This window comes from Chitinimonas sp. BJYL2 (assembly GCF_027257935.1).
GTDB lineage: Bacteria > Pseudomonadota > Gammaproteobacteria > Burkholderiales > Chitinimonadaceae > Chitinimonas.
On the sequence record NZ_JANZKW010000002.1, the window covers coordinates 633,425 to 657,263 of the forward strand.

Below are 23,839 nucleotides of genomic sequence, written 5' to 3' on the forward strand. Positions count from 1 at the left end.
ATGTATTACGCCATTACCGGTACAGACCACGCCGACACGCTTGCGCAACGGCTCGCCGCCCGCCCGGACCACGTGGCACGGCTGCAGGCCCTGCAGGCAGAAGGTCGCCTGCTGCTCGCCGGCCCCTTCCCGGCCATCGACAGCCCCGACCCTGGTCCCGCCGGCTTCAGCGGCAGCCTGATCGTCGCCGAGTTCGAGAGCCTCGCAGCGGCCCGCGCATGGGCCGATGCCGACCCCTACCTTGCGGCCGGCGTGTACGCGCAGGTTGATGTACGCCCGTTCAAGAAGGTACTGCCCGCATGAACACGCCGGACAAAATCCGTGCGAAACTTGCGAGCCTGGCGCCCACGGTACTCGAACTCACCGACGATAGCGCCAAACATGCCGGTCATGCTGGCGCCGCCTCCGGCGGCGGGCACTATCGGCTGGTTATCGTGTCCGAGCAGTTCACCGGCCTCGCGCTGATTGCGCGGCACCGGCTGATTTACGATGCGCTCGGCGACATGATGCGGCAAGATATTCACGCTCTGGCCATCGACGCCAAAACGCAATCCGAATTGACCCACTAGCTTCACCCCACTCAAAGACCGAGAAGGACGTTTTCGATGCACACCAAGATTTTCGCTTCTGCCCTGGTTGCCGCCCTGCTGGCTGGCGCTGCCGTTGCTGCCGACAAGCCGGTGGCCGTCGTGAACGGGGTGGCCATCCCCCAGGCGCAAATGGATTTCATCCTCAAGCAACTGGCTGAGCGTGGCGCCAAGGACAGCCCCGAGCTGCGTGCCAAGATCCGCGACGACATGATCACCAAGGAAGTCATCGCCCAGGAAGCCGCCAAGAAGGGCCTGAGCAAAGACGCTGATGTCCAGGTTGAAGCCGCCATGGCACAGCAGAATGTGCTGCTGAAGGCCTTTGTGCAGAACTTCCAGAAGACCAACCCGATCGCCGAAGAAACCCTCAAGGCCGAATATGAGCGGATCAAGGCTGAAGCCGCTAGCCGCAAGGAATACAGCGTTCGCCACATTCTGGTGAAGACGGAAGCCGAAGCCAATGCCGTGATCGCCGAGCTGAAGAAGGGCAAGAAGTTTGCCGATCTGGCCAAGGCCAAGTCGCAAGACCCGGGCAGCAAGGATAACGGCGGCCTGTACGACAAGGTCCAGCAAGGCCAGTTCGTGCCCGAGTTCGATGAAGCCATGCGCAAGCTGGCCAAGGGTCAAGTGACTCAGACTCCGGTCAAGACCCAATACGGTTTCCACGTGATCAAGCTGGAAGACGTGCGCGCCGCACAAGGTCCTTCTTTCGACGAAGTGAAAGCCGGCCTGCAGCAGCAAGCTCAAGGTCAGGCACTGGACAAGCTGATCGCCGATCTGCGCGCCAAAGCCAAGGTGGAGTAACACCGCCCGTCAGGCACCGCACCACACAAAGGGCCGCAAGGCCCTTTGTCATTGCATGCCCACCCGTTGCGACCCAAGCCCAAGAGAGTCCGCATGAAAAAGATCGAAGCTGTCATCAAGCCATTCAAACTCGACGAGGTGCGTGAAGCGCTGGCCGAGGTCGGGGTCAGTGGCCTCACCGTGACCGAAGTCAAAGGCTTTGGCCGCCAGAAAGGCCACACCGAGCTGTATCGCGGTGCCGAGTACGTAGTGGATTTTCTGCCCAAGGTGAAGATTGAAGTCGTTATCACCGACGACAAGGTCGACCCCGCCATCGACGCCATCGTCAAAGCCGCCCGCACGGGCAAGATCGGCGACGGCAAGATCTTCGTGATGCCGGTCGAGCAGGTTGTCCGCATCCGTACGGGAGAAGTCGGCGCAGATGCGGTTTGATCGACTCAATTACCTGAAATATTTGCCGGGTTGCGGCTTGCAAGAAACGAATCAGCCACTATAATTGCGGGCTGTTTCCGGTTCAGCCGGAACCATGTTGCCGGTGTAGCTCAGTTGGTAGAGCAGCGCATTCGTAATGCGAAGGTCGTAGGTTCGACTCCTATCTCCGGCACCATAAGAATCAAGGGCTTAGCTGATTTCAGCTAGGCCCTTTTCTTATTCTGGCAAGCAATGTGCCCCAAGTGGGCCGCCGCCATGCCAGCAGTTGCCTTGGGGCATTCTGCAAGTAGCGATCACCCCGGCAGGCGGGACGGGCTACCCCTTTCTCCTGAGCAATCGATCGGCGCTACGGCTTGCATCCACAACGATTGGGCGACCACACCAAGTATCAAGCGGGCCGAGGTTGCGACTTACAGCGGGCTCGCATCAGGCTATTGCGCACCGGACACACCATCAGCATCAAATGAAACACTGAATAGACAATTTCAAAACGCAGTTTCATAATCGAGAAACGATGTGCAGCCTTGGGGTGCTGCGCCGACCTGACGTCGCTGCGATGCAGATCGAGCCGAGCCGGCTAAAGGCCGGAACGGAATCCATCAACGCAATTTCAGGTCGGGGCCATGCCATAGCAGCCCTTGCCTGGACCCGTGCGCGCGGTGAGCGCTGTACGGTGAGACAAGGAGACAGCATCATGAAAAAGAACACCATGCGTCCATTGGTCGGGATGGTAGGCCTGCTGATGGCCTGCCCGGCTTACGCCGTAGACTGGCCCTCAGGCTATTCGAAATGTGCCGACGAGGGCGAGATCTGCAAGGCAGGCACCAGCCTGCGTCCTGTGTCTTTCGGCATTAAGGACAAATGGGTTATCAAGCAACTCAGCGGTAATATCGCCTGCACGGTCGCCACCTTCGGCAGCGACCCCAATCCCGGCATTCCAAAGAAATGCGCAGTAGGCCCTGTGCCGACTCCGACTCCGACTCCGACTCCGACTCCGACTCCCACGCCAACACCAACGCCAACGCCAACGCCAACACCAACACCAACACCAACACCAACACCAACACCGACACCGACACCGACACCGACACCGACACCGACACCGACACCGACTCCAGCCGGCGCCAGTGGCGGCTATGCCGGCACCGTTAGCGGCGGCGGGAGTGCGGCAGTGCAAACCGTCAGCACGCCGGCTGCGCTGCAAGCAGCCATTAACGCCTATACAGGTGGCGGGCTGGTATTGCGCTACACGGGTACATTTGATTTCGGCAGCATCACCGACACCTGCGCCCAGTGGCAAAAGCCCGCCGGCACCATTGTGGAGATCAAGAACAAAAGCGATATCACGATCGAGGGTGCGGATGGTTCAGGAGCCAACTTCGGTCTGGCGATCAAGGCAGACTCACGAAACATCATCATCCGCAACATGACGATCGGGCTGCTGCCCGGCTCAATCGACGCCATCGGTATCGAAGGTCAAAGCGGAAAATTCCCTGGCTATATATGGATCGATCACAACACCCTGTTCAGCAGCGTGAATGATTGTCCGGGTGCGGGTGATATGGAGTTCGATGGCCTGATCGACAGCAAGGCGGGAGCGCACCACATCACTTATTCGTACAACCTGATCCGGGACCACCAGAAGGTTGGCCTGATTGGTTCCAGCGACAGTGACACCAGTGATCGCTTCATCACCTTCCACCACAATGTCTATCAGAACGTCAGCGCACGTCTGCCCCTGCAACGCGGCGGTTATACCCACCTCTACAACAATCTCTATAGCGGCGTGAAAACCTCGGGGGCAAACATTCGCATGGGCGGCTACTCACTGATTGAGGGCAACTGGTTCGAGAACGCGCAAAACCCGGTGACATCGCGCGACAGCTCGTCGATTGGTTACTGGGACCTGCGCAACAACAATATCCAGAGCCCGGCCGACTTCGCGACCTATGGGATCACTTGGGTGGCGAGTGATTCGTCTCCCACCCGCGATGCGACCGACTGGCGCAGTACTGCCAGCTTCCCGCTGGGCATTCCCTATAGCTACACGGTACAGGCACCGTCCTGTGTGAAGCAGAAGCTGCCTGCCGTAGCCGGTGCAGGCAAGGGACTCGCGAAACTGAGTTGCTGAGTCGATAGCTCGTGCATCCCGGCCGGAACCAGATGGACAACAAAACCTGACCACGTACTCGGGCACATTCCGGCAGCAACAGCACAAAGGGGCGCATGGCGCCCCTTTGTGCTGTTGCGTCATCATCCAGGCACACGTTCGTTTAGCGTCGATGGTGCCATCAGCAATGGCTTATGGCGTAGCCAGCGGCAATCCGGGTAACCAGGTGCTCTACGACTGGCAATACCAAGGCTGCGCACGCCGCCTGCCAGCGATATTCAGGCGCCACCGAATGTGGTGGCCACCTTGTAGGCCAAGCGGGTTGCCTGATCGACCAGATGACGAATGTGGGGGACGAACTGAGGGAGGGATACGTAGAAGATTGCTATCCCGACGCCGATGGTGATGGGAAAGCCCACCGCAAAAACGTTGAACTGCGGCGCAGCCTTGGACATGACGCCAATCGCCAGGTTGGTGATCAGCAAGGCCGCCAGCACAGGCAGCGAAAGCAATACCCCGAGCATGAAAATCTGTCCGCCTGCATCCACCAGCAGCTTGAAGCCAGCTGCCTTGATGGGCGCTGCAGTAATGGGCAGCAGCACAAAGCTCTTGGCAATGGTCTCGATGACCAGCAGATGGCCATTGAGCGCCAGAAAAACCAGAATGGTCAGCAAACTGGTGATCTGGGCAACAACTGCTGTATTGGTACCGTGCTGTGGATCGTAGAAACTGGCAAAACCCAGACCCATTTGCAGGCCCGCAATATGGCCAGCCATTTCTACCGAGCTGAACACCAGCCGCATGGTGAAACCGATGGCAACCCCGATCATGACCTGCTGGATGATGATCAGCACGCCGAGCGGCGAGACCGGGCCGACATCGGGCATGGGGGGCAGGCTGGGTGCAATCAGGATGGACAGCAGCACTGCGAGGATCACCCGCACACGCACCGGTATGCTACGGCTGGAATAGAAGGGGTCGGTGGCGAAAATGGCGAGGATACGGAAGAACGGCCATAGCAGCAGCCCCAGCCATGCCTGAATCTGCGCATCGGAGACGCTGAACATGGCCCCGCTAACCGATCATGGTCGGGATCGCCTGATAGAGGCGGATCGTGTAATCCATGAGGATGCTGAGCATCCACGGGCCAGCCAGCACCGCCACCAGAAAGGTGATCAACAGCTTGGGAATGAAGGATAGCGTGGCTTCGTTGATCTGGGTGGCGGCCTGGAACACACTGACCAGCAAGCCCACGATCAAGCCGGCGATCAGCATGGGGCCGCCAACGAGGATCATGACCTCGAAAGCGCGCTGGATGACGGTGATGACAAGTTCCGGGGACATTGCGGCCTCAGGTATAGAAGCTCTGCACCAACGAGCCGATCAGCAGTGTCCAGCCATCCACCAGCACGAACAGGATGATCTTGAACGGCAGCGAGATCGTCACCGGGCTCACCATCATCATACCCATGGCCATCAGCACGCTGGCAACCACCATATCGATGATCAGGAACGGTATGAAGACCAGAAAGGCAATCTGGAATGCAGTTTTGAGTTCGCTGGTGACAAAGGCCGGCACAAGTACCTTGAGACTGATGTCATCCGGTCCTTGCGGCTTGGCGCTTTGCGACAGTTCGATAAACAGGGCCAGATCCTTCTGGCGGGTCTGCTTGATCATGAATTGCTTGAGCGGCTTGCTGGCGCGCTCGACGGCCTCATTGAAACCGATCTGATCCTGGCTGTACGGCTGGTAGGCCTCGACCCAGATCTTGTCGAGCACCGGCGACATGACAAATACGGTGAGGAACAGCGACAGGCCCACGATGACCTGGTTGGGCGGTGCCTGCATGGTGCCGATCGCCTGACGCAACATCGAGAGCACGATCACGATCCGCGTGAAGGCCGTCATCATCAGCAACACGGCCGGCAGGAACGTGAGGCTGGTAAGGAACAGCAGTGTCTGCAGGGTCAGTGAGTAGCTTTGACCACCACCTGCTGCTGCCGGTTGGCTGGTGAGCAGGGGCAAGCCGGGGTCGGCTGCCATGACGGGAACGGCCAGTGCGAACAGGCCCAGCGCCAGTGTGCTGCGCTTCATGCAGTTGCTCCCGGTCCGGCGGGCTTGGCAGGCCGCGCCAGCATGGCGGCAAGGCGGTCAGCAAACAAGTTGGCTGTTGCAGTAGGCTGGTCGGCATCGGCAGGTTTGGGCAGGGTGTGCAACGTGGAGATTTCCACGCCGGTGACACCCAGAACGAGCCAGGTGTCACGCAGCTCGACCACCACCACGCGCTCACGCGGACCCAGCTGCACCGTGCCCACGATGCGCATCTGCGCAGTGCCCGCGATCTGGCCCTGACCAAACCGGCGCATCAGCCACAAGGTACCGATGATGCCGGCCACAACCACGATCAAGGCGAACATGACCTGGAAAATCGACCAGATCGAGGGTGTAGCAACAGTCGGCAACGCGGCAACCTTGGCGGCTTCGTCGGCGGCACTACAAACACAAGCCGCCGCGGTAAGGGCGGCGGCTGGCAGAAGGCGGATAAGCATGTCGATGGGCTTACTTGTGAAGGCGACGAATCCGCTCGGCAGGCGTGATGATATCGGTAAGACGGATACCGAACTTGTCGTTGACGACCACCACTTCGCCCTGGGCAATCAGGGTGCCATTGACCAGCACGTCCATGGGCTCGCCGGCCAGACCTTCGAGTTCTACCACCGAACCCTGAGCCAGCTGGAGCAGGCTGCGGATGGCAATCTTGGTACGGCCGAGCTCCACGGTCATGGTGACCGGGATATCCATGATCATTTCGATACCGCTAGGCCCGCTGGGCTTCTCGGTATCCTTGTCAAAACTCTGGAAAATGGCAGCGGCGGAGGTCACCGCGGCAGAGGGTGGTGCCAAGCTACTGACCGTGGCGGCCGCTGCCGCAGCATCCGCTGCTTCCTGTTCAGCCAGCGCGGCTGCCCAGTCATCCAGGCCTTGTTCTTCGGTTTCATTGCTCATCATGCAGCTCCTCGATCGGTTCTTCGTCGATCATCAGGTTCTCGGCAGTGGTAAGCACCTGATGAACCTTGAGTGCATATTGGCCGTGGAACGTCCCGTAAGTGCCTTCGATCAAGGGCACGCCATCGACTTCAGCCACGATGGTATCGGGGATCTCGATTCCGATCACATCGCCAGCTTTCAATTCAAGAATCTGTCCGAGCGTAATTTGCGCTTTGCCCAGATTCGCAATCAACTCGACATGCGAGTTCTGTACTTCGTGTGAGAGCAGCTTTACCCAACGATTATCCGATTCCATGCGGTCCGCCTGCATGGAGCTGTAGAGCACATCACGCAGCGGCTCGATCATCGAGTACGGGAAGCAGACGTGGAAATCGCCACCGCCTGAACCCAGTTCAATCTTGAAGGTAAATGCCACCACCACCTCGGTAGGGGTAGCAATGTTGGCAAACTGGGTGTTCATTTCCGAGCGCACATAGCTGAACTCGGTTTTGAAAACAGGCTCCCAGGCCTTGCGGTATTCCTCCATCACCACTTCCAGCAAACGCTGAATGATGCGCTGTTCGGTAGGGGTGAAATCGCGGCCTTCAACCCGGACATGATAGCGACCGTCTGAGCCGAACATGTTATCGACCACCAGAAACACCAGGTCCGGATCAAAGATGAACAGCCCCGTACCGCGCAGGGGCTTCATATGGATCAGGTTCAGGTTGGTGGGCACCACCAGATTGCGGATGAATTCGGAATACTTCTGTACCCGCACCGGGCCGACCGAGATCTCGGCCGAGCGGCGCATGAAATTGAACAGGCCCAAGCGGAGATTACGGGCAAAGCGCTCGTTAATGACCTCCAGCGTCGGCATCCGGCCACGGACAATGCGCTCCTGGCGGCCGATATCGTAGGCGCGGACAGCCGATAGATCGGCACTGTCGCCGTCATCTTCGTCCTCACCGGTGACCCCTCGCAAGAGGGCATCCACCTCTTCCTGGGAGAGAATATCGTCAGCCATGATTCATCCTTGATCCTGTTCGGCCCGATGCCGTCCGGGCGCTACTGGATGATGAAGGTTTTGAACTCGACGCTCATCACGCCGTCTTCGTCTTCCTTCGCATCCAGCACCTTGTTCAACGTCTGTTTGATCTCGTCCATCAACTTCACCTTACCTTCATAGGTAGTGAGGTCTTCAAGCTTCTTTGAGCCAAGCAGCAGGTTCACCTGGCTGCTCAGGCGCGGCAGGTAGTTCTTGATCAGGTCAGTCTGCTTCTCGTCCGAGACCTGAACATGAATTTCCGTTTGCAGTACCGAGCCGTTGGGCAAATTCACCGTGAACGTATCCAGCTTGGTGAAGACGGGCACTGCTGCCGGGTCCTTCTCTTTCTTTTCTTTCTTTTTCTTCTTGTCCTTGCTGGCGGCATCATCCGTGCTGCCATCTGCTGCGTGTTCGGCAACAGGGTCCTCGAATGTTGGTGGTATAAGCACCTTGTATGCCACAAAGGCTCCGGCACCAAGTACCGCGATCAGCAGCACCAGCAGGATGATGACCACCATCATCAGCATGTTCTTCTTCGGCTTGGCACCGCCATCATTATCGGCGGCCGGCGCCGGCTTTTTGGCCTCTGCCATGAGCGATCTTCCTTTTGGGCTAGGTTTCTTGCGTTATCTGTACCCCCTGCGTACACGGGGAGCACCTAGCCGATTTATAAAGCAAACCCGTTTGTGCAACAAGCATTGGCGCGGGTTTCGGGGAGATCCTCTGGCAGTTGTTTCAAACAAACAGGCTGACGCTGCCTGGCGTGAGCATGCTCATCGAGGCGCGTATGGCATGCACAGGCACGGGCTGCAATTCCAATGGCTCGCTGGCGATGCGCTGCCCACCGTGGCGCTGCTGCCCCTGCTCGCCCTGGGCCTGATCCCGCTGGGCCTGCGATTGAACCTGCGCATCGGCAAGCTGAATGCCGCTTTCCGCGAGCATTTCACTGAGTTTCGGCATGGAGGCTTGCAGGGCCTCACGCACCGGGGCGTGTAGCGCCACAAACGTCACGCTGGCCTGATCCTTATCCAGCGTAAGCTTGATTTCCATGGGGCCCAGATGAGGCGGGTTCAGCTGCATCTCGACTTCCTGCTGCTGGTTGCTGACCATCATCACCATGCGGGTACCCAAGGCTTTGTCCCAGCCCTCGCCACCAACCGGTTGAAAAATGGACATTTGCCCGCGACTGCTTTCAACGCTTTGGGCGCGCATGGGTTCGACCCTGATGCTCTGGGAAGCGGTTTGCTGAATCACCACGCCTGCGGACTGCGCGCCAAGCCGTGACTCCAGCACGCGGGAGAAGTCCTCTACCGGTTCCGTCATGGTGTCCTTGCCGGCAAGCAGGATGCCGGGTTCTTTCACCGCAGCGAGATCCTGCTTGGCCAGATCGACCATGGCGTCAGCTTTTGCCGCAACCGCCGGCAGACTTTGCCGCAGCTGGCCTTCCTTGCCGTTCAGCTCGGCCACCAGCTTTGCCAGCGTTGTCGCCTGTTCCGCATCACCCTGCAGCAAACCCTCCACTGCCGTGGCATCAGCCTCGGGGGCGGGTTCAACGGCGGGATTCACTAAATGTTGTAGCTGCATGATGGCCGTCGCCTGTGCGGCGGTGGCCATGGCTTGCTCTTCGTCAACTTGGTCGTCCTGACCGGACTTGCTGGGTGCACCCTTGCGCTCACTGGCCGGCCGGGTTGTCGTGTCGTCCACGGGTACGGCGGCCTTGTCGTAGTCGGGGCCGGCCGCTTCACGGGTATCCGGTCGTTCCGGCTGACGCGTTGCCGGCTTGGCAGCTGGGCGCTCCGGCGCCTGAGTCGCTACCCGCTCGCGCTCGGACACGGGCTTGGCGACCGCATCCGGCGACGCCGATTCAGGTCGGAACTGATTGATCTGCTGATCCAGTGACGCCTGGAACAGGCCATCCTGCGCCGCATCGGGGCGACTACGGCCAGCATTCGGGGCCTTGTTGGCGCCCAGGCTGGCAAGTAGCTGATTGGTGTTGCTGGTGGCTGGCATGGCTCGCGCCCCCTTGCTGTATCCCGTTGGTGTCAGGAACGTCTTAGCAAGGACGGTGCCAACGAATCACCGGGGACTCAGTGCCCGGTGGGCTCCCGGCGATGGGCGGCATTGGAAACCCAGTCATCCGTCAGCTTTTGCTCCCGCTTGGCCTCGCGGTGATTCTCGCGTTGTACATGACGGGTTTGCAGGGTCTCGTAGGCTTTGACTTCCTTCTCGGTCTCCAGCCATGCAAGCCGACGTTGCTCGACCACACCCTCACAACGCTGAATATCGCGCGCCTGCTGCTCCACTGCGCCATCGAGCTTGGTCAGGAACGCATGAAAGTCCTGCCACTGATGGGCCGGCATCCCCTGTCCGGCGGAATTCGAGAAGCGCAGGCGATACTCAGCACGGTATTGCTCGATCTGCGCCAACCGATCGCGTGATTGCATCAGGCGCTGTACGGCCTCGCTGAGCGCGGTCGCTGCGGCGTCGCGTTTGTCGGCAGCCAGATCTAGCAGAAAGGAAAACTGGAAGGGCTTTGCCATGGCAATGCGTCAACCACCGAACAGGCTGGCCAGATGCCCCCGTGCATTGGCGTAATTGACTTGCTCGTAGATGCCTTGCTGCAAAAAGGCCTCCATGGCCGGCATCATCCTGATGGCCTCGTCCAGCACCGGGTCTGACCCACGGACGTAGGCACCGACATTGAGCAGATCGCGATTGCGCTGATAACGGGAATACATCAGCTTGAAGCGCCGCACATGATCCAGTGCATCGGGCGAAATGATATCGGTCATGACCCGACTGATCGATTGCTCGATATCAATCGCCGGATAGTGACCAGCATCTGCGAGTTGCCGGCTGAGCACGATATGGCCGTCAAGAATGGCGCGGGCACTGTCTGCAATGGGGTCTTGCTGATCATCGCCCTCACTCAGCACCGTGTAGAAGGCGGTGATCGAACCGCTGCCCTCTCGCCCGTTACCGGCTCGTTCGACCAGCGCCGGCAGCTTGGCAAATACCGATGGCGGGTAACCCTTGGTGGCAGGTGGCTCACCCACCGCCAGCGCGATTTCCCGCTGCGCCATGGCATAGCGGGTCAGCGAGTCCATGATCAACAGCACGTTCTTGCCGCTATCGCGGAAATACTCGGCAATCGCCGTGGCATAGGCGGCGCCATGCAAGCGCAGCAAGGGCGGCGTATCGGCAGGTGCCGCAACCACAACGGAACGCGCCAAGCCCTCTTCACCGAGAATATTCTCGATGAAATCCTTGACCTCGCGGCCACGCTCACCGATCAGGCCTACCACGACGATATCGGCCGTGGTGTAGCGCGCCATCATCCCCAGCAAGACACTCTTGCCGATACCCGAGCCCGCAAACAGGCCCAGACGCTGTCCACGACCCACCGTGAGCATGCCGTTGATGGCACGGATGCCGACATCGAGCACATCCTTGACCGGCACACGGTCCAGGGGATTGTAGGGACGGGAAAACAAAGGCACATGATCGCTAGCATTCAGCGGGCCCAGCTTGTCGAGCGGACGGCCCAAGCCATCCAGCACGCGCCCCAGCAGGTGCGGTCCTACCAAGGCCTGGCGGCCACGATCTTCAATACGACGCCGCGGTCCACCGTGGCTGGCGCCGGGCTGTGGAATGCGGCTTTCAATGTCTTCGTAGGCGATGACCTTGGCGCCGGGTTCCAAGCCATAAACCTCTGCCACCGGCATGAGGAACAGCTTGTCGCCGTTGAAGCCGACAACCTCGGCTTCCACACTGTGACCATTGGGCAGCACTACATGGCAGCTGGCGCCCACAGGCAGTTTGATCCCCACGGCCTCCAGCACCAGACCGGCGACACGCGTAAGGCGCCCCTGTGCAAGCCAGGGTTTGGTCTCGGTCACAGTATCGATGCAGCTGTCCGCAAACTGCTGCCAGCGACGAATTGCCCCGAGGTCAGTTTGATTTGTGTCCATCGCCCGCCTGCCAAGGTTCATCGCTACCCAAGGATTCGATGATACGGCGCCAGCGTGTAGGCAGACTCAGATCAAGCTCGACGGTCGCGTGGTTGATCCGGCAACCGCCACGTTCCATCGCCTCGCTGGGTTCCAGTCTCCAGGTGGCATGGGTACCCTCGTGGGCGAGAAAATCTTGTACCAGGGCGACATCATCCGGATGCAGCGTCACCTTCAGGGGACCGTGCAGCTCGGGCAGGCTGGCAATGGCTTCGCGAATAACCGTTTGCAGGCTTTCTGGCTGCGTCGTGATCTGGGTTCGCACAATCTGCTGCGCCACGGCAATACCCAAGTCGCGTATGGGCAGGGCCAGTGCGTCTTCGTAGGCGGCAATCGCCGCCGTCAGGGACTGACACAGCGCCTGAAAACGTGCGACGTCAGCGTCGGCTAACTGACGGCCTGCCTGCTCACCACTGATCAGGCCTGCGGCATGCCCGGCCTCCCTGCCACTCGCTTCGCCAGCGGCATAACCTGACTGGCGCCCAGCTTCGAAACCGGCCTCATAACCTTCCTGGCGTGCCGCCTCGCGGATACGCGCCAGTTCAGTTTCCTCAATCATCGGCACCAGTGGAACAGGCGGAGACAGCTCCGCCTCGGGCATGGGCTCGGCTGATGCTTCCAGGCTGGCGGGCACCTCGGCGACGGGGTCGGCGGCCTCGGTACCAAGCACCTCGACAAATTCCTTCATGCGCAGATAAGGACGCTGTACCGAGGGGCCACTCAGCGCGTCAGCCTGCCACGGCTCCAGACCGGTCAGCTCGCCACTGCGAAATATCTTTTTGCTGCCCCAGGCTTTCATGCTCGATGGCCTTATTCAACAAAGCCTTCACTACCGCCCTTGGCAATAGCGATCTGGCCCTCATCGGCAAGGCGGCGTACGACCTTGAGAATCTCGCGCTGCTCAGCTTCCACATCCGACACCTTGACCGCACCTTTGGCCTCGAAGTCATCACGCAGCATTTCGGCCGCCCGTTGCGACATATTGCGGAATACCTTGTTGCGCAGAGCTTCGCTGGTACCTTTCATGGCCACAATGAGGGAATCCGACGACACCTCGCGCAACAGGATCTGGATACCACGATCGTCCACGTCGACCAGGTTCTCGAAGGTGAACATCTTGTCCTGGATGCGTTGCGCCAACTCCGGGTCGTACTCGCGAATGGCATTGACCGCCGATGCCTCGACGACGCCACCCATGAAGTTGAGGATTTCTGCCGCCATGCCCTCGCCACCCATGGCCGACTTCTTGACCCGGTCTGCACCCGACAACAACTGGGTGAGCACATCGTTCAGCTCACGCAAGGCAGTCGGCTGCACACCCTCAAGCGTGGCGATCCGCAGGAGAACGTCGTTACGCAGTCGCTCGGTGAACTGGTTGAGAACCTCGGACACCTGGTCCGGCTCAAGGTGCACCAGAATGGTAGCAATGATCTGCGGGTGCTCATTCTTGATCAGCTCGGCAACGGCTACCGAATCCATCCACTTGAGTGACTCGATACCAGTGTTATCACCACCCTGAAGGATGCGATCCAGAAGGTTGGCGGCCTTGTCGGAACCCAGCGCCTTGGTGAGCACAGAGCGGATGTATTCATCTGCGGCACCAAAGTTGGCGCGGTTCATCGTCCCCGCCAGGAACTCGGTGACCACCGATTCCACCTGCTCACGGGTGACGTTGTCCATGGACGCCATGGACAGACCGATCTTCTGCACTTCCTTGGGGCCGAGATACTTGAATACCTCGACCGCGGCCTCCTCGCCCAGGCTCATCAGCAAGATGGCGCTACGACGAATGGCTTCCTCATTGTTGGCCATGACGGCTCCTGATGTATCGGGCGGAACCCGCCTGTGCAGTCACTTGCAAACCCAGACGAAAACACGGCAGGACATGCAGGCACGGCCCGGCACCCCTGCCATGTAAACGCAAGCCCATCACACGGTCTTGTCGGCTGGATCGGCGTTCAACCATTCGCGAATGATGGTAGCCACCATGCGCGGATCTTCCTTGGCCATTTCCTTGGCACGCTGCAGCAGTTCGCTGAACGCGGCCATCTGGGCACTCGCCTCGGCCTCTGCCACCACTTCGGCCTCGACTTCAGATTGCGCCAGCTCCTCGGCAGTCAGCGCCACGCCACCTTCTTCGCCGCCTATCGTCTTGTCCTGACGCGGACGAATCACATCACGCAGGATGGGTCGCACCACGCCAAACATCAGATAAGCCAGTACCAAGCCGATCAGGATTACCTTGATGATGTTGGCCGTGTTGTTGATCAGATACTCGGTGAGTTTCTCGATGAACGACTTGCCCGCCACATCCAGGATACGGTCGGCAAAGGCGGCGTTGACTACCTTGACCGAGTCGCCACGGTCTTTGTTGTAGCCGATCGCCTCCTGAACCAGATTGGTAACCTGGTTGATTTCCTGCTGGGTCAGCGGCACAGACTTCACGCCGCCGTCCTTCTGTTGGACCCGCTTGTAATTGACCACCACGGCCGCATTGACACGCTTGAGCACACCCACCTGCTGCTTGACGTGCTGAACCGTTTTGTCGACCTCGTAGTTGCGGGTCATTTCCTTGTGCGAAGTGGTATTGCCCGCATTATTGACCGTCACACCCGGCGGATTCGGCAGAGTGATGGGGGCAGCAGCCGCACCCGGTGGCTGATTCGACAAGGCACCCGGCACACCCGACGGTTGCGCGGCGCTCGCGCCAGATCCCTCTGTGGACTGTTCGCTACGGATAGCCGATGCATTGGGAGGCGAATTGGGCTTGTAGCTCTCGCTGGCCTGTTCGACCTCCGAGAAATCCATCTGTACGGTGACTTCAGCCTTGACGTTGTCGTTGCCGACGATGGGTTCCAGAATCTTCTGGATACGCTCCGACAGCAGGATTTCCTGCTGATGCACAAGCGCCATCTGGCGCTGGTTGAGCGAGCCATTCCCGCCACCCAGGAAATCCGGCGAGTTCGACAGCAGATTGCCATCCTGGTCCACGACGGTCACGTTCTTGACCGGCAGATCCGGCACGCTGCTTGATACCAGATGCACGATACCCGCGATTTGCGAGCCATCCAGAGTGCGGCCCGGATGCAGGGTCAGCAAGACTGAGGCAGTCGGCTTTTGCTGCTCACGCAGAAAGACTGTCTGCTTGGGCATGGCCAGATGTACACGCGCCGAAGCCACAGCCGACAGCGATTCGATCGAGCGAGCCAACTCACCTTCCACCGCGCGCTGGTAGTTGATCTGCTCACCGAACTGGCTGATGCCGAATTTCTGGTTATCCATCAACTCGAAGCCCTGCGTGCCGAAACCGTTGGCACCGCCTTTGGGCAAGCCTTGCGACGCCAGTTGCAGGCGCGCGCCATGGACCATTTCGGCAGGTACCGAAATCACCCCGCCAGGCTCAAGCTTGTAGGGAATATTGAGTTGCTGCAGCGACTGGACAATCTGCCCGCCATCCTTGTCCGAGATATTGGAGAACAATATCTTGTAACCAGGATCTCGGGCCCACAAGAATGCCATCGCTGCGGCTGCAATCGCTGCAGCGGCAACGGCGATGATCAGTATCTTGCGGGGATTGGGAAGCTGATTGAAGCGCTGGATGAGGTTTGGTTTCTCACCCGGTTGCGCGTCACGATTATCGACGGCTACGACCGCGTCATCCATATGTCAGGCGATATCACACCTGCATGTTCATAACTTCCTGGTATGCGGACACCAGCTTGTTACGAACCTGCACCATGGTCTGGAAAGACAGGCTCGCTTTTTGGAGCGAGACCATCACGTCTTGCAGGTTGGCATTCGGGTCGCCCATTTCGAACGCCTGCTGCTTGGCCTGCGATTCGGATTGCATCTGGCTTACCTGATCCAGTGAGGCCTTGAGTACCGATGCAAAATCGGCACCCTCCGGCACTACGTCGGCAGCAGACGTACCTTGCGAGGCCGCCTTGGCGGACATCGCCTTCAGTTCGCCCAACAGGTTGTCTATGCCTTGCACGCTCATGATGCACTCCAAATACTGCGTCTGATTGTATGTGGCTCGCTTCCACTATAGCAAGCAATCCACAGGCCAAGCGCTAACTAGTCTTTATTCTTCATGCCAACCTTCGGCACGGTATTGCTGCAACTTGTAACGCAAAGTGCGTTCGCTCATGCCTAAACGCTCGGCCGCCAACTTCCGTACACCCCCGGCCAGCCTGAGCGTATCGAGTATGTGCTGACGCTCCAGCAACTTGATATCGGTGATGGCGGATGCCGCTGGCGCAGCATCCCCGGCAGATACCGAGAGCGGGGCGGCAGATTTTGCCGCCACCGGCAATTCCTGCCGGCTCTGCACCGGCAAAAACAGATGTTCGGCGTCAATCTCGTCACCCGGCGCAAGAATCAGGGCGCGCTGCATCACGTTCTCAAGTTCGCGGATATTCCCTTCCCAGCGATGTGCAGTCAGCGTTGCCGCTGCCGACGCCGATACTGCCGGCACACGGCGCTTCGCGGTTGCTGCATGTCTGGATAGCATGCTGCGTGCCAGCGGGACAATATCGTCAGCCCGTTCGCGCAAGGCTGGCAGAGCCAGCGGAAATACATTGAGCCGGTAATACAAATCTTCGCGGAAGCGGCCTTCTGCTACTTCTTTGGGCATGTCACGGTTGGAGGTCGAGAGCACGCGGATATCGATGCCGATCGGCTTCTTGCCGCCCACGCGTTCGACTTCCCGCTCCTGCAACACACGCAACAGCTTGGCTTGCAGGCCAAGCGGCATCTCGGAGATTTCGTCGAGCAGCAGAGTACCGCCATCCGCCTGCTCAAACTTGCCAATGTGTTGCGCGGCCGCACCGGTAAATGCGCCCTTCTCGTGACCGAACAGCGTGGACTCCAGGAGCTGCTCGGGAATGGCGGCACAGTTGATGGCCACAAATGGCCCTTTGGCGCGAAATGAATGGCGGTGGATATACCGCGCCATCACCTCCTTACCGGTGCCGCTCTCGCCGGTGATCATCACGGCAGCCTCCGATTGTGCAACGCGCTGGGCCATATCCAGCAGGCGCAACATCCCCGGATCCTCCGCAATCACCGACTCATCATCCACCGCCGGCAGCATGTATTTGGCTACCGTGGCGAGCAACTCATCAGGCTCGAAGGGTTTGGGGAGATAGTGAGCTGCGCCGGCGTGCAGTGCCGCCACGGCTTTCTCGATTACTCCGTAGGCCGTCATGAGCACGACAGGGATATGCGGGTAGCCAAGCTTGACCCGCTTGAGCAGAGTTTCACCATCCATGGGCTGCATCTGCACATCGGACAACACCATGCCGACCTTATGCGCTTCCAGGACAGCCAACCCGGCTTCACCATCTTCGGCGGTGAGGACCTGATACCCAGCGAGTTCTAGCGTATCCGTCAGCGCCTCGCGCAGGTCGTTATCATCTTCGACAATCAGAAGGGGTAATGCGGGCATAGGCAATCTGCGTGAGTGTTGAAGCCGCTGCATGTCGCTCCTTCAAGCCCTCCAGTGGCATCAGCGCACCGGGACAGGCTGATACAAGCAGAGGGAGTGCAAACAGACAGCGGGTTGATATCTGACTGACAAGTTAGCACGCGGCATGCCCGAGTTACGGACTGAACTACGGCGGCGTGCACCACGCGCAAGTCTTGCGGCAATGCTTTACAAGCGCATTGAGCTTACACGGGGTCGCCGGCTTTGGGGAGCGCGCCGCGCAGCATGGCGACCAGCCTCGGGGCGATACTATCCAAAGGCAGGATCTCGTCGGCACCGCCCAACGCAATGGCTTCCTTGGGCATGCCGAAAACCACACAGCTCGCCTCATCCTGCGCAATGGTATAGGCACCCGCCCGCTTCATTTCCAGCATGCCTGCAGCCCCATCTCGCCCCATGCCGGTCAGGATGACGCCCACCACGTTGTGCCGGCCAACGTTGGCAGCAGAACGGAACAGCACATCCACTGAAGGGCGATGGCGATTCACCGGAGCAGCATCGGACAACTCACACTGGTAGCCGCCCGCGCCCAGACTCAGCAAAAGATGCATGTGTCCCGGCGCGATATAGGCGTGACCCGGCAATACGGGCTCTCCATCTTCCGCCTCCTTGACGTGCAAGGCGCTGATCGTATCGAGCCGGGCGGCGAAGGTCTTGGTAAACGCAGCGGGCATGTGTTGCGCAATCAGGACAGCAGGCGAGTCGCCAGGCAGATGCAGCAACAACTGCTTCAAGGCTTCGGTGCCGCCCGTGGAGGCACCGACAATAATCAAGCGCTGCTGCGGCAATCGCGCCGGTCGTGGCGTAATGGGCAACACCGCATCTGCCGAATAGCTCGGCGGAATGTCCATTTTGGGCATTGCCGGCATGACTTGGCGGGAAGCGTGCTTCTCGGTTTTGCTCATTGCACACGCGCCACATAGGTGGCCTCCACCGCGTTGCCGACGCCCTCGAACACCAGATCACGGACCAGACCGCGAACCACCATCAGCCCCCTGCTCGCCTCAGCGGGCGGCAGATGACCCGATTGCCACCGCTGCCAGTCGAAACCGGGTCCGGTATCTGCGACACGCACCCGCACAATCACCTCATCAGCGCATTTGCTGGCACGCAAACGGATATCAACCCGACCCGACTTCAGACCCTGCAAACGACGGATACGTGCCCGCCGGTAACGGATCATGCCTTCCGGCTCGCTGCGCACACTCGGGGGCAGCCCCAGCAGGCCATGATCGACCGCATTGGTAACCAGCTCATTCAGGATCACAAACAGATCCGCCTGCACTTTGACGAGCGAGTCGATCTGGCTCACGAACCCGAGAATATGCGGAACCGTACGCAAGTGCCGCAACTCATCTGCACCCAAGGACAGCTCATACTGCCACTCGGCACTTTCCATCTGCATGGGCACGTCCGGCCAGCGGGCGGGCGAAGGAGATGGGGTAACGGCAGCGGGATCGATATCGATCAACACCAGCGAGATGTCGTCATGGCGCTCGGCATCGCCGACAAACCGGGCCAGCGCATCAATAATGTCCTGACGGGCCGAGACGGCCGACTTTCCGGCACAGGCGGCCAGCAAACGTGCCTCACCAAACGCCTCGCCCGCAGGATTGCGTGCTTCCAGCAAGCCGTCCGAACACGCCACCAGGCTACAGCGTGACGCAAATGCATAGCGTTCGATTTCCGGTACAAACTCGGTATTGGCCAAGATGCCCAGCGGCAGGTTATGTGAGGGCCAGGCCATGCGCTCGTCACCATTCTCATCCAGCAAACGCAGCGCCGGAATACCGCCATTCCACACGCCTATCGTCCTGCGGGCAAAATCCACGGTTACCACGGCCAGCGCCACGAAACGCCCCAAAGGCAGCACTTCGCGCACCTTGGAGTGCATTTCGACAAGGATGTCTTCGATGTCGAAGCCTCGTGCCGTCATGGCATAGAACGGCTGCGTCAGCGGCAGCACATTGAGCGCTGCCGTCAAACCGTGACCGATCCCATCTGCCAGCATCAGGTGCAGCACCCGGCCCGGCGTTCGGGCTGCTGCGATCAGGTCGCCCGATAGGCTTTCCGCAGGGGCGATCCAGGCGTGCAACTGGGTATCCGACAGGCGCTCACGGTTGACCAGCTGCTCCATCAGGTGGCGCGCGACCAGCTTCTCTTCTTCTGCCTTGTCGTAATAATCTGCCAGCTTGAGCGCCTGATCCCGCACCTTGCGATTCAGTTCCAGCGTACGCTCAATCGCGCGAATCTTGGCTTCCAGAATCCGGAAATTGACAGGCTTGATCAGGTAGTCGTCAACACCCAGCTCCATGGCGTCGGCCAGCTGGGCCACCTCTTCCACCGCGGTGATCAGCACAATCGGAACCCAGTGCTCCCCGGCGATTTCCTTGATCTGCCGACCCGCCTGCGGACCATCGAGACGCGGCATCAACATGTCCATCAGTACCATGTCGGGCCGATGCTGACGGTAGCTGGCCACAGCGTCGATCCCATCCAGTGCAAGCACAAGCTCATGTCCCATGGATTCCACGAATCGCCCGACAACCAGTCGGACCACCTCGGCATCGTCGGCGAGCAGGATCTTCATGGGGGATGGGTTAACAACCTAGCGGATGGTGAATATCTTCCCGAAACAGGCAATCTCCAGCACCTGCCTTACGGTATCGCGGCAATTGATCAATGCCAGCTGTCTGCCCGCGGCTTTCTCCTTGAGCAGCAGCAACATACCCAGCGCCGAGCTATCGAGGTAATCCACCTGACCAAAATCGATCAGGATCTCGCGCACCGCTTCGCTGCCGAGCAGCTCGTCGCAAGCCTGCCGGAAATCCCGGTGTGCGCTGAAGTCGAACTGGCCAGAGAGCAGCAGTCGGCCGGTCTGGCCGTTGATCTCAACGATGGCTGTCATGGTACGGATGCTTTCCTGAATTCGATAAGGGAGTGACTACTGCAATGCCTTAACCTTAGGGAGCTAGTCACGCGCTGGCAACAGGATCGTGAAAGTCGCCCCCTCGCCGGGCGCAGAGACCACATCAATCCGGCCGCCATAGGCACTCACCAGATTACGCACAATCGCCAGCCCCAGACCCGTCCCCTCCTTGCGGGTCGTGAAGAACGGCTCGAAAAGGCGATCCTGCACCGTGGCATCCATACCGCAACCCTCATCTTGCAAAGTAACCTGCCAATCGCCGCCTCTGGCGCTCAACGCCAGCTTGATCGCATCGCCAGGAGCGGTCGCCTGCAAGGCATTTTCCAGCAAATTGATCAGCGCCCCCGTCAGTTCCTTGCGGCCCGCCGCCACCCAGGCAGACGCAGGCTCCACTGCCACCACCCAGTGCCGTGTAGATCCCGCGTCCTGAGGTTGCACAGTCTGCAGGGCATCCTCCAGCACCGCCACCAGATCAACCCGCTCCAGCTCAGCCTGCTGGCCCCGTACAAACTGAAGCATGTTCTTGATCAGCGTTTCCAGATGCCGCAGTCGCGCCAGCGATTTTTCGCCAAACTTGACCCGCTCCGCCTCACCGAGGTGCGGCTTGGTCAGGTTGGCGGTATACAACAGCGCTGTTGCCAAGGGCGTACGTAGCTGATGGGCAAGCCCCGCAGCCATTTCCCCCATCGCCGCAAGGCGCTGATGGTGCTCCAGCTGCTGCCGCAGACGCCAATCCTCACTCACATCGTGAATCAGCATGATGCGCTCACCACTGGCGAGCTGGCTCTCCGCCAGCGTCAGCCGGCGCACATTCCCATCAGGATGGGCGAGCTGCCACTCCGGGCTTTCCGCAATCGGCGCCAATATGCGCTCAACCACCTCGCTCCACACCTGGCCGACCAAGGCCTGGCCAAAGATGGCCACGGCAGCAGGATTGGCGGTAACCACGCGGTTTGCCTGGTCCAGCTCCACAACGCCCGCCGGCAAAGCAGACAGAAGCGCACCCAGCCTGCTGGACAAAGCCGCCTTTTCCTCGAACTGCTGCCGGAGAGCACCATTGGCCACCGCCAGCTCCCGGGTCAGCGATGCGACCTTTTGCTCAAGCTCCTGGTAAGACTCGACCAGCTGACGCGATGCCTCGGTAAACAGGGTGAACGCCTGTTCAAGCTCCGCACGATCCATGGTGCTGGCGGGGCTGGATGTAACACGGTCATTTTCCTGCACGACTGGCTTCCTTGTGACGACTACAGGCTTGGTTTATAAAAACATGGCAAGGCTAATTCTGGCCCAGATTGCTTGTCTGGCTTGAAAACTTGTCTTGCGCGGTGGATAACGTAGACAAGACACCGGATACAATGTTTGTGCTTATACAAGGTATGCGGACATATGCTTGAACTAGAATTCCCAGAAGCAGTCCAGTTGCCTGCCAAGCCAAGTCGGGCTTGGTATCCAGCATACTGAGACTCTCCAACCCCCATTCGCGGAGCCGCAACCGTGTCCGACTTGCTCAAGAAAATCGACGCGCGCACCAAACTCGCGGGCACCAATAAGCTCGAAATCCTGCTGTTCACCCTCGGCGTGGACCAACGCACGGGCCGCCGCGAGAACTTCGGTATCAACGTGTTCAAGGTGCGCGAAGTCATGCGTACCCCCGAAATCACCCAGGCACCCGAGATGCCAGAGGCCGTCAAGGGCATGGTCAGCCTGCGTGGCAACCTGATCCCGGTGATTGATCTGGCTACCTATGTGGGTGTGCAGACCGACAGCAAGCCCGAAATCATGATCGTGTCCGAATACAACGGCCACACACAGGGTTTTCTGGTTGAGGCAGTCGATACGATTCTGCGGCTGGATTGGTCGCAGATGCGCGTCCCGCCCGAAATGCTGGTCAACAACCTGCGCGGCCTGGTCACCGCCGTGACCGAGCTTGAAAACGGCAAGCTGGTCATGATGCTCGATGTCGAGAAAGTGCTCGCAGAGACCAACGACATCGACGACTCGGCCGACTTCAAGGCCATCCAGCCCGCCAGCGACCTGATCGGCAAAACCGTGTTCTACGCCGATGACTCAGCCGTCGCCCGACGCCAGATCCAGCGCACGCTCGAGGCCCTTGAGCTCAACTATATTGAAGCCATCAACGGCATGCGCGCCTGGACCGAATTGCAGCGCATTGCCGCGCAAGCCGAAGTAGTGGGCAAGCCGGTACGCGAATTCGTGCACATGATCCTGACCGACGTTGAGATGCCCGAAATGGATGGCTACATGCTGACCAAGTCCATCAAGAGTGACCCCCGCTTCACCGGGATCCCCATCCTCATGCATTCCTCGCTCTCCGGCATGTCCAACCAGCGCCTCGGGCAATCTGTCGGTGTCGATGCCTATGTGGCCAAGTTCGAGCCGCACAAGCTGACCGAGGCTGTCACCACCATGCTGCGCAATGCAACAAAGTAACCGGCGGCCGATAAGGGGAGACCATGTCTAACGAGAACGCCACACTGCTCGATAATGTCGACGCTCGTACCAAGCTTGCGGGCTCGAACAAGATGGAAATCCTGCTGTTCTCATTGGGAACACGGGAAACGTTCGGTATCAATGTTTTCAAGGTCCGCGAGGTGTCGCAGACCCCGAAAATCACCAAGACACCGAACATGCCGGTCGGCGTCGAAGGTGTCATTTCGCTGCGCGGCAATATCATCCCGGTGATGTCGCTGGCCAAGTTTGTCTGCCCGAACGAAGAAAAGGGCAGCACCGAAGCCACCATGATCGTCACCGAGTTCTCCAAGCACACCCAGGGTTTCCTGGTGGACTCGGTAGACCGGATCATCCGCGTGGACTGGAACAAGGTACGTGCACCGGAAACCATGCTGGCGGGCAATCAGGCTTTGATCACCGCCATCACCGAGCTCGAAGACGGCAAGCTCGTCTCGATACTCGACGTCGAATCCATCCTGTCAAGTGTGTTAGGCGAAACATTCGTCCCGGAAATCCCCGCGGTAGCCATGGAGCAGGATCGCTTCATGTTCTTCTGCGACGACTCCATCGTGGCACGCAAGGAAATCATCAGCGTGCTGGACAAAGTCAGCGTCAAGTACCAGCAGGCCAACAACGGCGCTGAGGCTTGGGAAAAGCTGCAGAACATCGCCAACCGCTATCAGCACGAAAAGGAGCCGCTGCGCAGCTTCCTCAAGCTGATTCTGGTCGATGCTGAAATGCCAGAGATGGACGGCTACGTGCTCACCAAGCACATCAAGTCCGACTCCCGCTTCCAGGGCATACCCGTCGTCATGCATTCCTCACTGTCTTCCAATGCCAACCGAGCCATGGGAAGTAGCGTGGGAGTTGACGCCTATGTCGCCAAATTCGATCCTCTCGTCCTCGCAGAGACGATTTCACCCTATCTGCAGGCCTGACAACGGCAAACAAGCCCAAACAAAATAGCGAC

Annotated in this window: 26 protein-coding genes and 1 tRNA gene; 8 read left to right on the forward strand and 19 right to left on the reverse strand. The window is 59.5% G+C overall.

Going from position 1 to position 23,839, the window contains the following annotated elements; translation table 11 throughout:
• The 6 genes from O9X62_RS08500 (at position 1) to O9X62_RS08525 (ending at position 3,954) form a co-directional block, all read left to right on the forward strand.
• Positions 1-303 carry a YciI family protein gene (locus O9X62_RS08500; RefSeq protein WP_269532380.1) on the forward strand — a complete coding sequence of 101 codons (303 nt, stop codon included), beginning with the start codon at positions 1-3 and terminating at the stop codon, positions 301-303.
• Positions 300-569 (forward strand): BolA family transcriptional regulator, encoded by a 270-nt coding sequence (locus O9X62_RS08505; RefSeq protein WP_269532381.1) that lies wholly within the window; start codon positions 300-302, stop codon positions 567-569. The genes O9X62_RS08500 and O9X62_RS08505 overlap by 4 nt, the downstream gene beginning before the upstream one ends.
• 36 nt (positions 570-605) lie before the next feature.
• Complete coding sequence (locus tag O9X62_RS08510; RefSeq protein WP_269532382.1) at positions 606-1,391, forward strand: peptidylprolyl isomerase; 786 nt, start codon at positions 606-608, stop codon at positions 1,389-1,391.
• Positions 1,392-1,484: 93 nt separating this feature from the next.
• Complete coding sequence (locus tag O9X62_RS08515; RefSeq protein ID WP_269532383.1) at positions 1,485-1,823, forward strand: P-II family nitrogen regulator; 339 nt, start codon at positions 1,485-1,487, stop codon at positions 1,821-1,823.
• Between the two features lie 99 nt (positions 1,824-1,922).
• A tRNA-Thr gene (locus tag O9X62_RS08520) sits at positions 1,923-1,998 on the forward strand.
• Between the two features lie 519 nt (positions 1,999-2,517).
• Positions 2,518-3,954 (forward strand): polysaccharide lyase family 1 protein, encoded by a 1,437-nt coding sequence (locus O9X62_RS08525; RefSeq protein ID WP_269532384.1) that lies wholly within the window; start codon positions 2,518-2,520, stop codon positions 3,952-3,954.
• A 257-nt stretch (positions 3,955-4,211) separates the two neighbouring features.
• Here the strand turns inward: O9X62_RS08525 and fliR are convergent, their stop codons facing one another.
• From fliR to O9X62_RS08620, 19 genes are all read right to left on the reverse strand, one after another.
• Positions 4,212-5,000, reverse strand: a complete 789-nt coding sequence (gene fliR, locus O9X62_RS08530) for a flagellar biosynthetic protein FliR (protein ID WP_269532385.1) — start codon at positions 4,998-5,000, stop codon at positions 4,212-4,214.
• 7 nt (positions 5,001-5,007) lie between these two features.
• Positions 5,008-5,277: a flagellar biosynthesis protein FliQ gene (fliQ, locus tag O9X62_RS08535; protein ID WP_269532386.1), complete on the reverse strand. Its 270-nt coding sequence runs from the start codon at positions 5,275-5,277 to the stop codon at positions 5,008-5,010.
• 7 nt (positions 5,278-5,284) lie between these two features.
• Positions 5,285-6,028: a flagellar type III secretion system pore protein FliP gene (fliP, locus tag O9X62_RS08540; protein ID WP_308446451.1), complete on the reverse strand. Its 744-nt coding sequence runs from the start codon at positions 6,026-6,028 to the stop codon at positions 5,285-5,287.
• The gene (gene fliO / locus O9X62_RS08545; protein ID WP_269532387.1) at positions 6,025-6,483 is read right to left on the reverse strand and encodes a flagellar biosynthetic protein FliO; all 459 of its coding nucleotides are present in this window, start codon (positions 6,481-6,483) and stop codon (positions 6,025-6,027) included. The genes fliP and fliO overlap by 4 nt, the downstream gene beginning before the upstream one ends.
• A gap of 10 nt (positions 6,484-6,493) precedes the next feature.
• The gene (gene fliN / locus O9X62_RS08550) at positions 6,494-6,940 is read right to left on the reverse strand and encodes a flagellar motor switch protein FliN (protein WP_269532388.1); all 447 of its coding nucleotides are present in this window, start codon (positions 6,938-6,940) and stop codon (positions 6,494-6,496) included.
• Complete coding sequence (gene fliM, locus O9X62_RS08555; RefSeq protein WP_269532389.1) at positions 6,930-7,949, reverse strand: flagellar motor switch protein FliM; 1,020 nt, start codon at positions 7,947-7,949, stop codon at positions 6,930-6,932. Before fliM ends, fliN begins: the two co-directional genes overlap by 11 nt.
• A 41-nt stretch (positions 7,950-7,990) precedes the next feature.
• The gene (locus O9X62_RS08560; protein ID WP_269532390.1) at positions 7,991-8,563 is read right to left on the reverse strand and encodes a flagellar basal body-associated FliL family protein; all 573 of its coding nucleotides are present in this window, start codon (positions 8,561-8,563) and stop codon (positions 7,991-7,993) included.
• A gap of 142 nt (positions 8,564-8,705) precedes the next feature.
• Positions 8,706-9,980: a flagellar hook-length control protein FliK gene (locus O9X62_RS08565; protein WP_269532391.1), complete on the reverse strand. Its 1,275-nt coding sequence runs from the start codon at positions 9,978-9,980 to the stop codon at positions 8,706-8,708.
• 77 nt (positions 9,981-10,057) lie between these two features.
• Positions 10,058-10,510 carry a flagellar export protein FliJ gene (gene fliJ / locus O9X62_RS08570; RefSeq protein WP_269532392.1) on the reverse strand — a complete coding sequence of 151 codons (453 nt, stop codon included), beginning with the start codon at positions 10,508-10,510 and terminating at the stop codon, positions 10,058-10,060.
• A 9-nt stretch (positions 10,511-10,519) separates the two neighbouring features.
• The gene (gene fliI / locus O9X62_RS08575) at positions 10,520-11,941 is read right to left on the reverse strand and encodes a flagellar protein export ATPase FliI (protein WP_269532393.1); all 1,422 of its coding nucleotides are present in this window, start codon (positions 11,939-11,941) and stop codon (positions 10,520-10,522) included.
• Entirely contained in the window at positions 11,922-12,779 is an 858-nt protein-coding gene (locus tag O9X62_RS08580; RefSeq protein ID WP_269532394.1) for a flagellar assembly protein FliH, read from the reverse strand. The genes fliI and O9X62_RS08580 overlap by 20 nt, the downstream gene beginning before the upstream one ends.
• Positions 12,780-12,790: 11 nt before the next feature.
• Entirely contained in the window at positions 12,791-13,792 is a 1,002-nt protein-coding gene (gene fliG / locus O9X62_RS08585; RefSeq protein WP_269532395.1) for a flagellar motor switch protein FliG, read from the reverse strand.
• 117 nt (positions 13,793-13,909) lie between these two features.
• Positions 13,910-15,643 (reverse strand): flagellar basal-body MS-ring/collar protein FliF, encoded by a 1,734-nt coding sequence (fliF, locus tag O9X62_RS08590; RefSeq protein WP_269532396.1) that lies wholly within the window; start codon positions 15,641-15,643, stop codon positions 13,910-13,912.
• A gap of 13 nt (positions 15,644-15,656) precedes the next feature.
• Positions 15,657-15,980, reverse strand: a complete 324-nt coding sequence (fliE, locus tag O9X62_RS08595) for a flagellar hook-basal body complex protein FliE (protein ID WP_269532397.1) — start codon at positions 15,978-15,980, stop codon at positions 15,657-15,659.
• A gap of 84 nt (positions 15,981-16,064) precedes the next feature.
• Positions 16,065-17,429 (reverse strand): sigma-54 dependent transcriptional regulator, encoded by a 1,365-nt coding sequence (locus O9X62_RS08600; protein WP_269532398.1) that lies wholly within the window; start codon positions 17,427-17,429, stop codon positions 16,065-16,067.
• Between the two features lie 224 nt (positions 17,430-17,653).
• Positions 17,654-18,373, reverse strand: a complete 720-nt coding sequence (locus O9X62_RS08605; protein WP_308446453.1) for a chemotaxis protein CheB — start codon at positions 18,371-18,373, stop codon at positions 17,654-17,656.
• On the reverse strand, positions 18,370-20,058 hold the full coding sequence (locus tag O9X62_RS08610) for a fused response regulator/phosphatase (RefSeq protein WP_269532399.1): 1,689 nt from the start codon (positions 20,056-20,058) through the stop codon (positions 18,370-18,372). Before O9X62_RS08610 ends, O9X62_RS08605 begins: the two co-directional genes overlap by 4 nt.
• An 18-nt stretch (positions 20,059-20,076) precedes the next feature.
• Entirely contained in the window at positions 20,077-20,376 is a 300-nt protein-coding gene (locus tag O9X62_RS08615) for an STAS domain-containing protein (protein ID WP_269532400.1), read from the reverse strand.
• Positions 20,377-20,439: 63 nt separating this feature from the next.
• Positions 20,440-21,621: a PAS domain-containing sensor histidine kinase gene (locus O9X62_RS08620; RefSeq protein ID WP_269532401.1), complete on the reverse strand. Its 1,182-nt coding sequence runs from the start codon at positions 21,619-21,621 to the stop codon at positions 20,440-20,442.
• Between the two features lie 270 nt (positions 21,622-21,891).
• On the opposite strand from O9X62_RS08620, the gene O9X62_RS08625 reads away from it, so the two are divergent.
• Positions 21,892-22,848: a chemotaxis protein gene (locus O9X62_RS08625; RefSeq protein WP_269532402.1), complete on the forward strand. Its 957-nt coding sequence runs from the start codon at positions 21,892-21,894 to the stop codon at positions 22,846-22,848.
• A gap of 23 nt (positions 22,849-22,871) precedes the next feature.
• Complete coding sequence (locus O9X62_RS08630; RefSeq protein WP_269532403.1) at positions 22,872-23,807, forward strand: chemotaxis protein; 936 nt, start codon at positions 22,872-22,874, stop codon at positions 23,805-23,807.
• Positions 23,808-23,839: the final 32 nt, after the last annotated feature.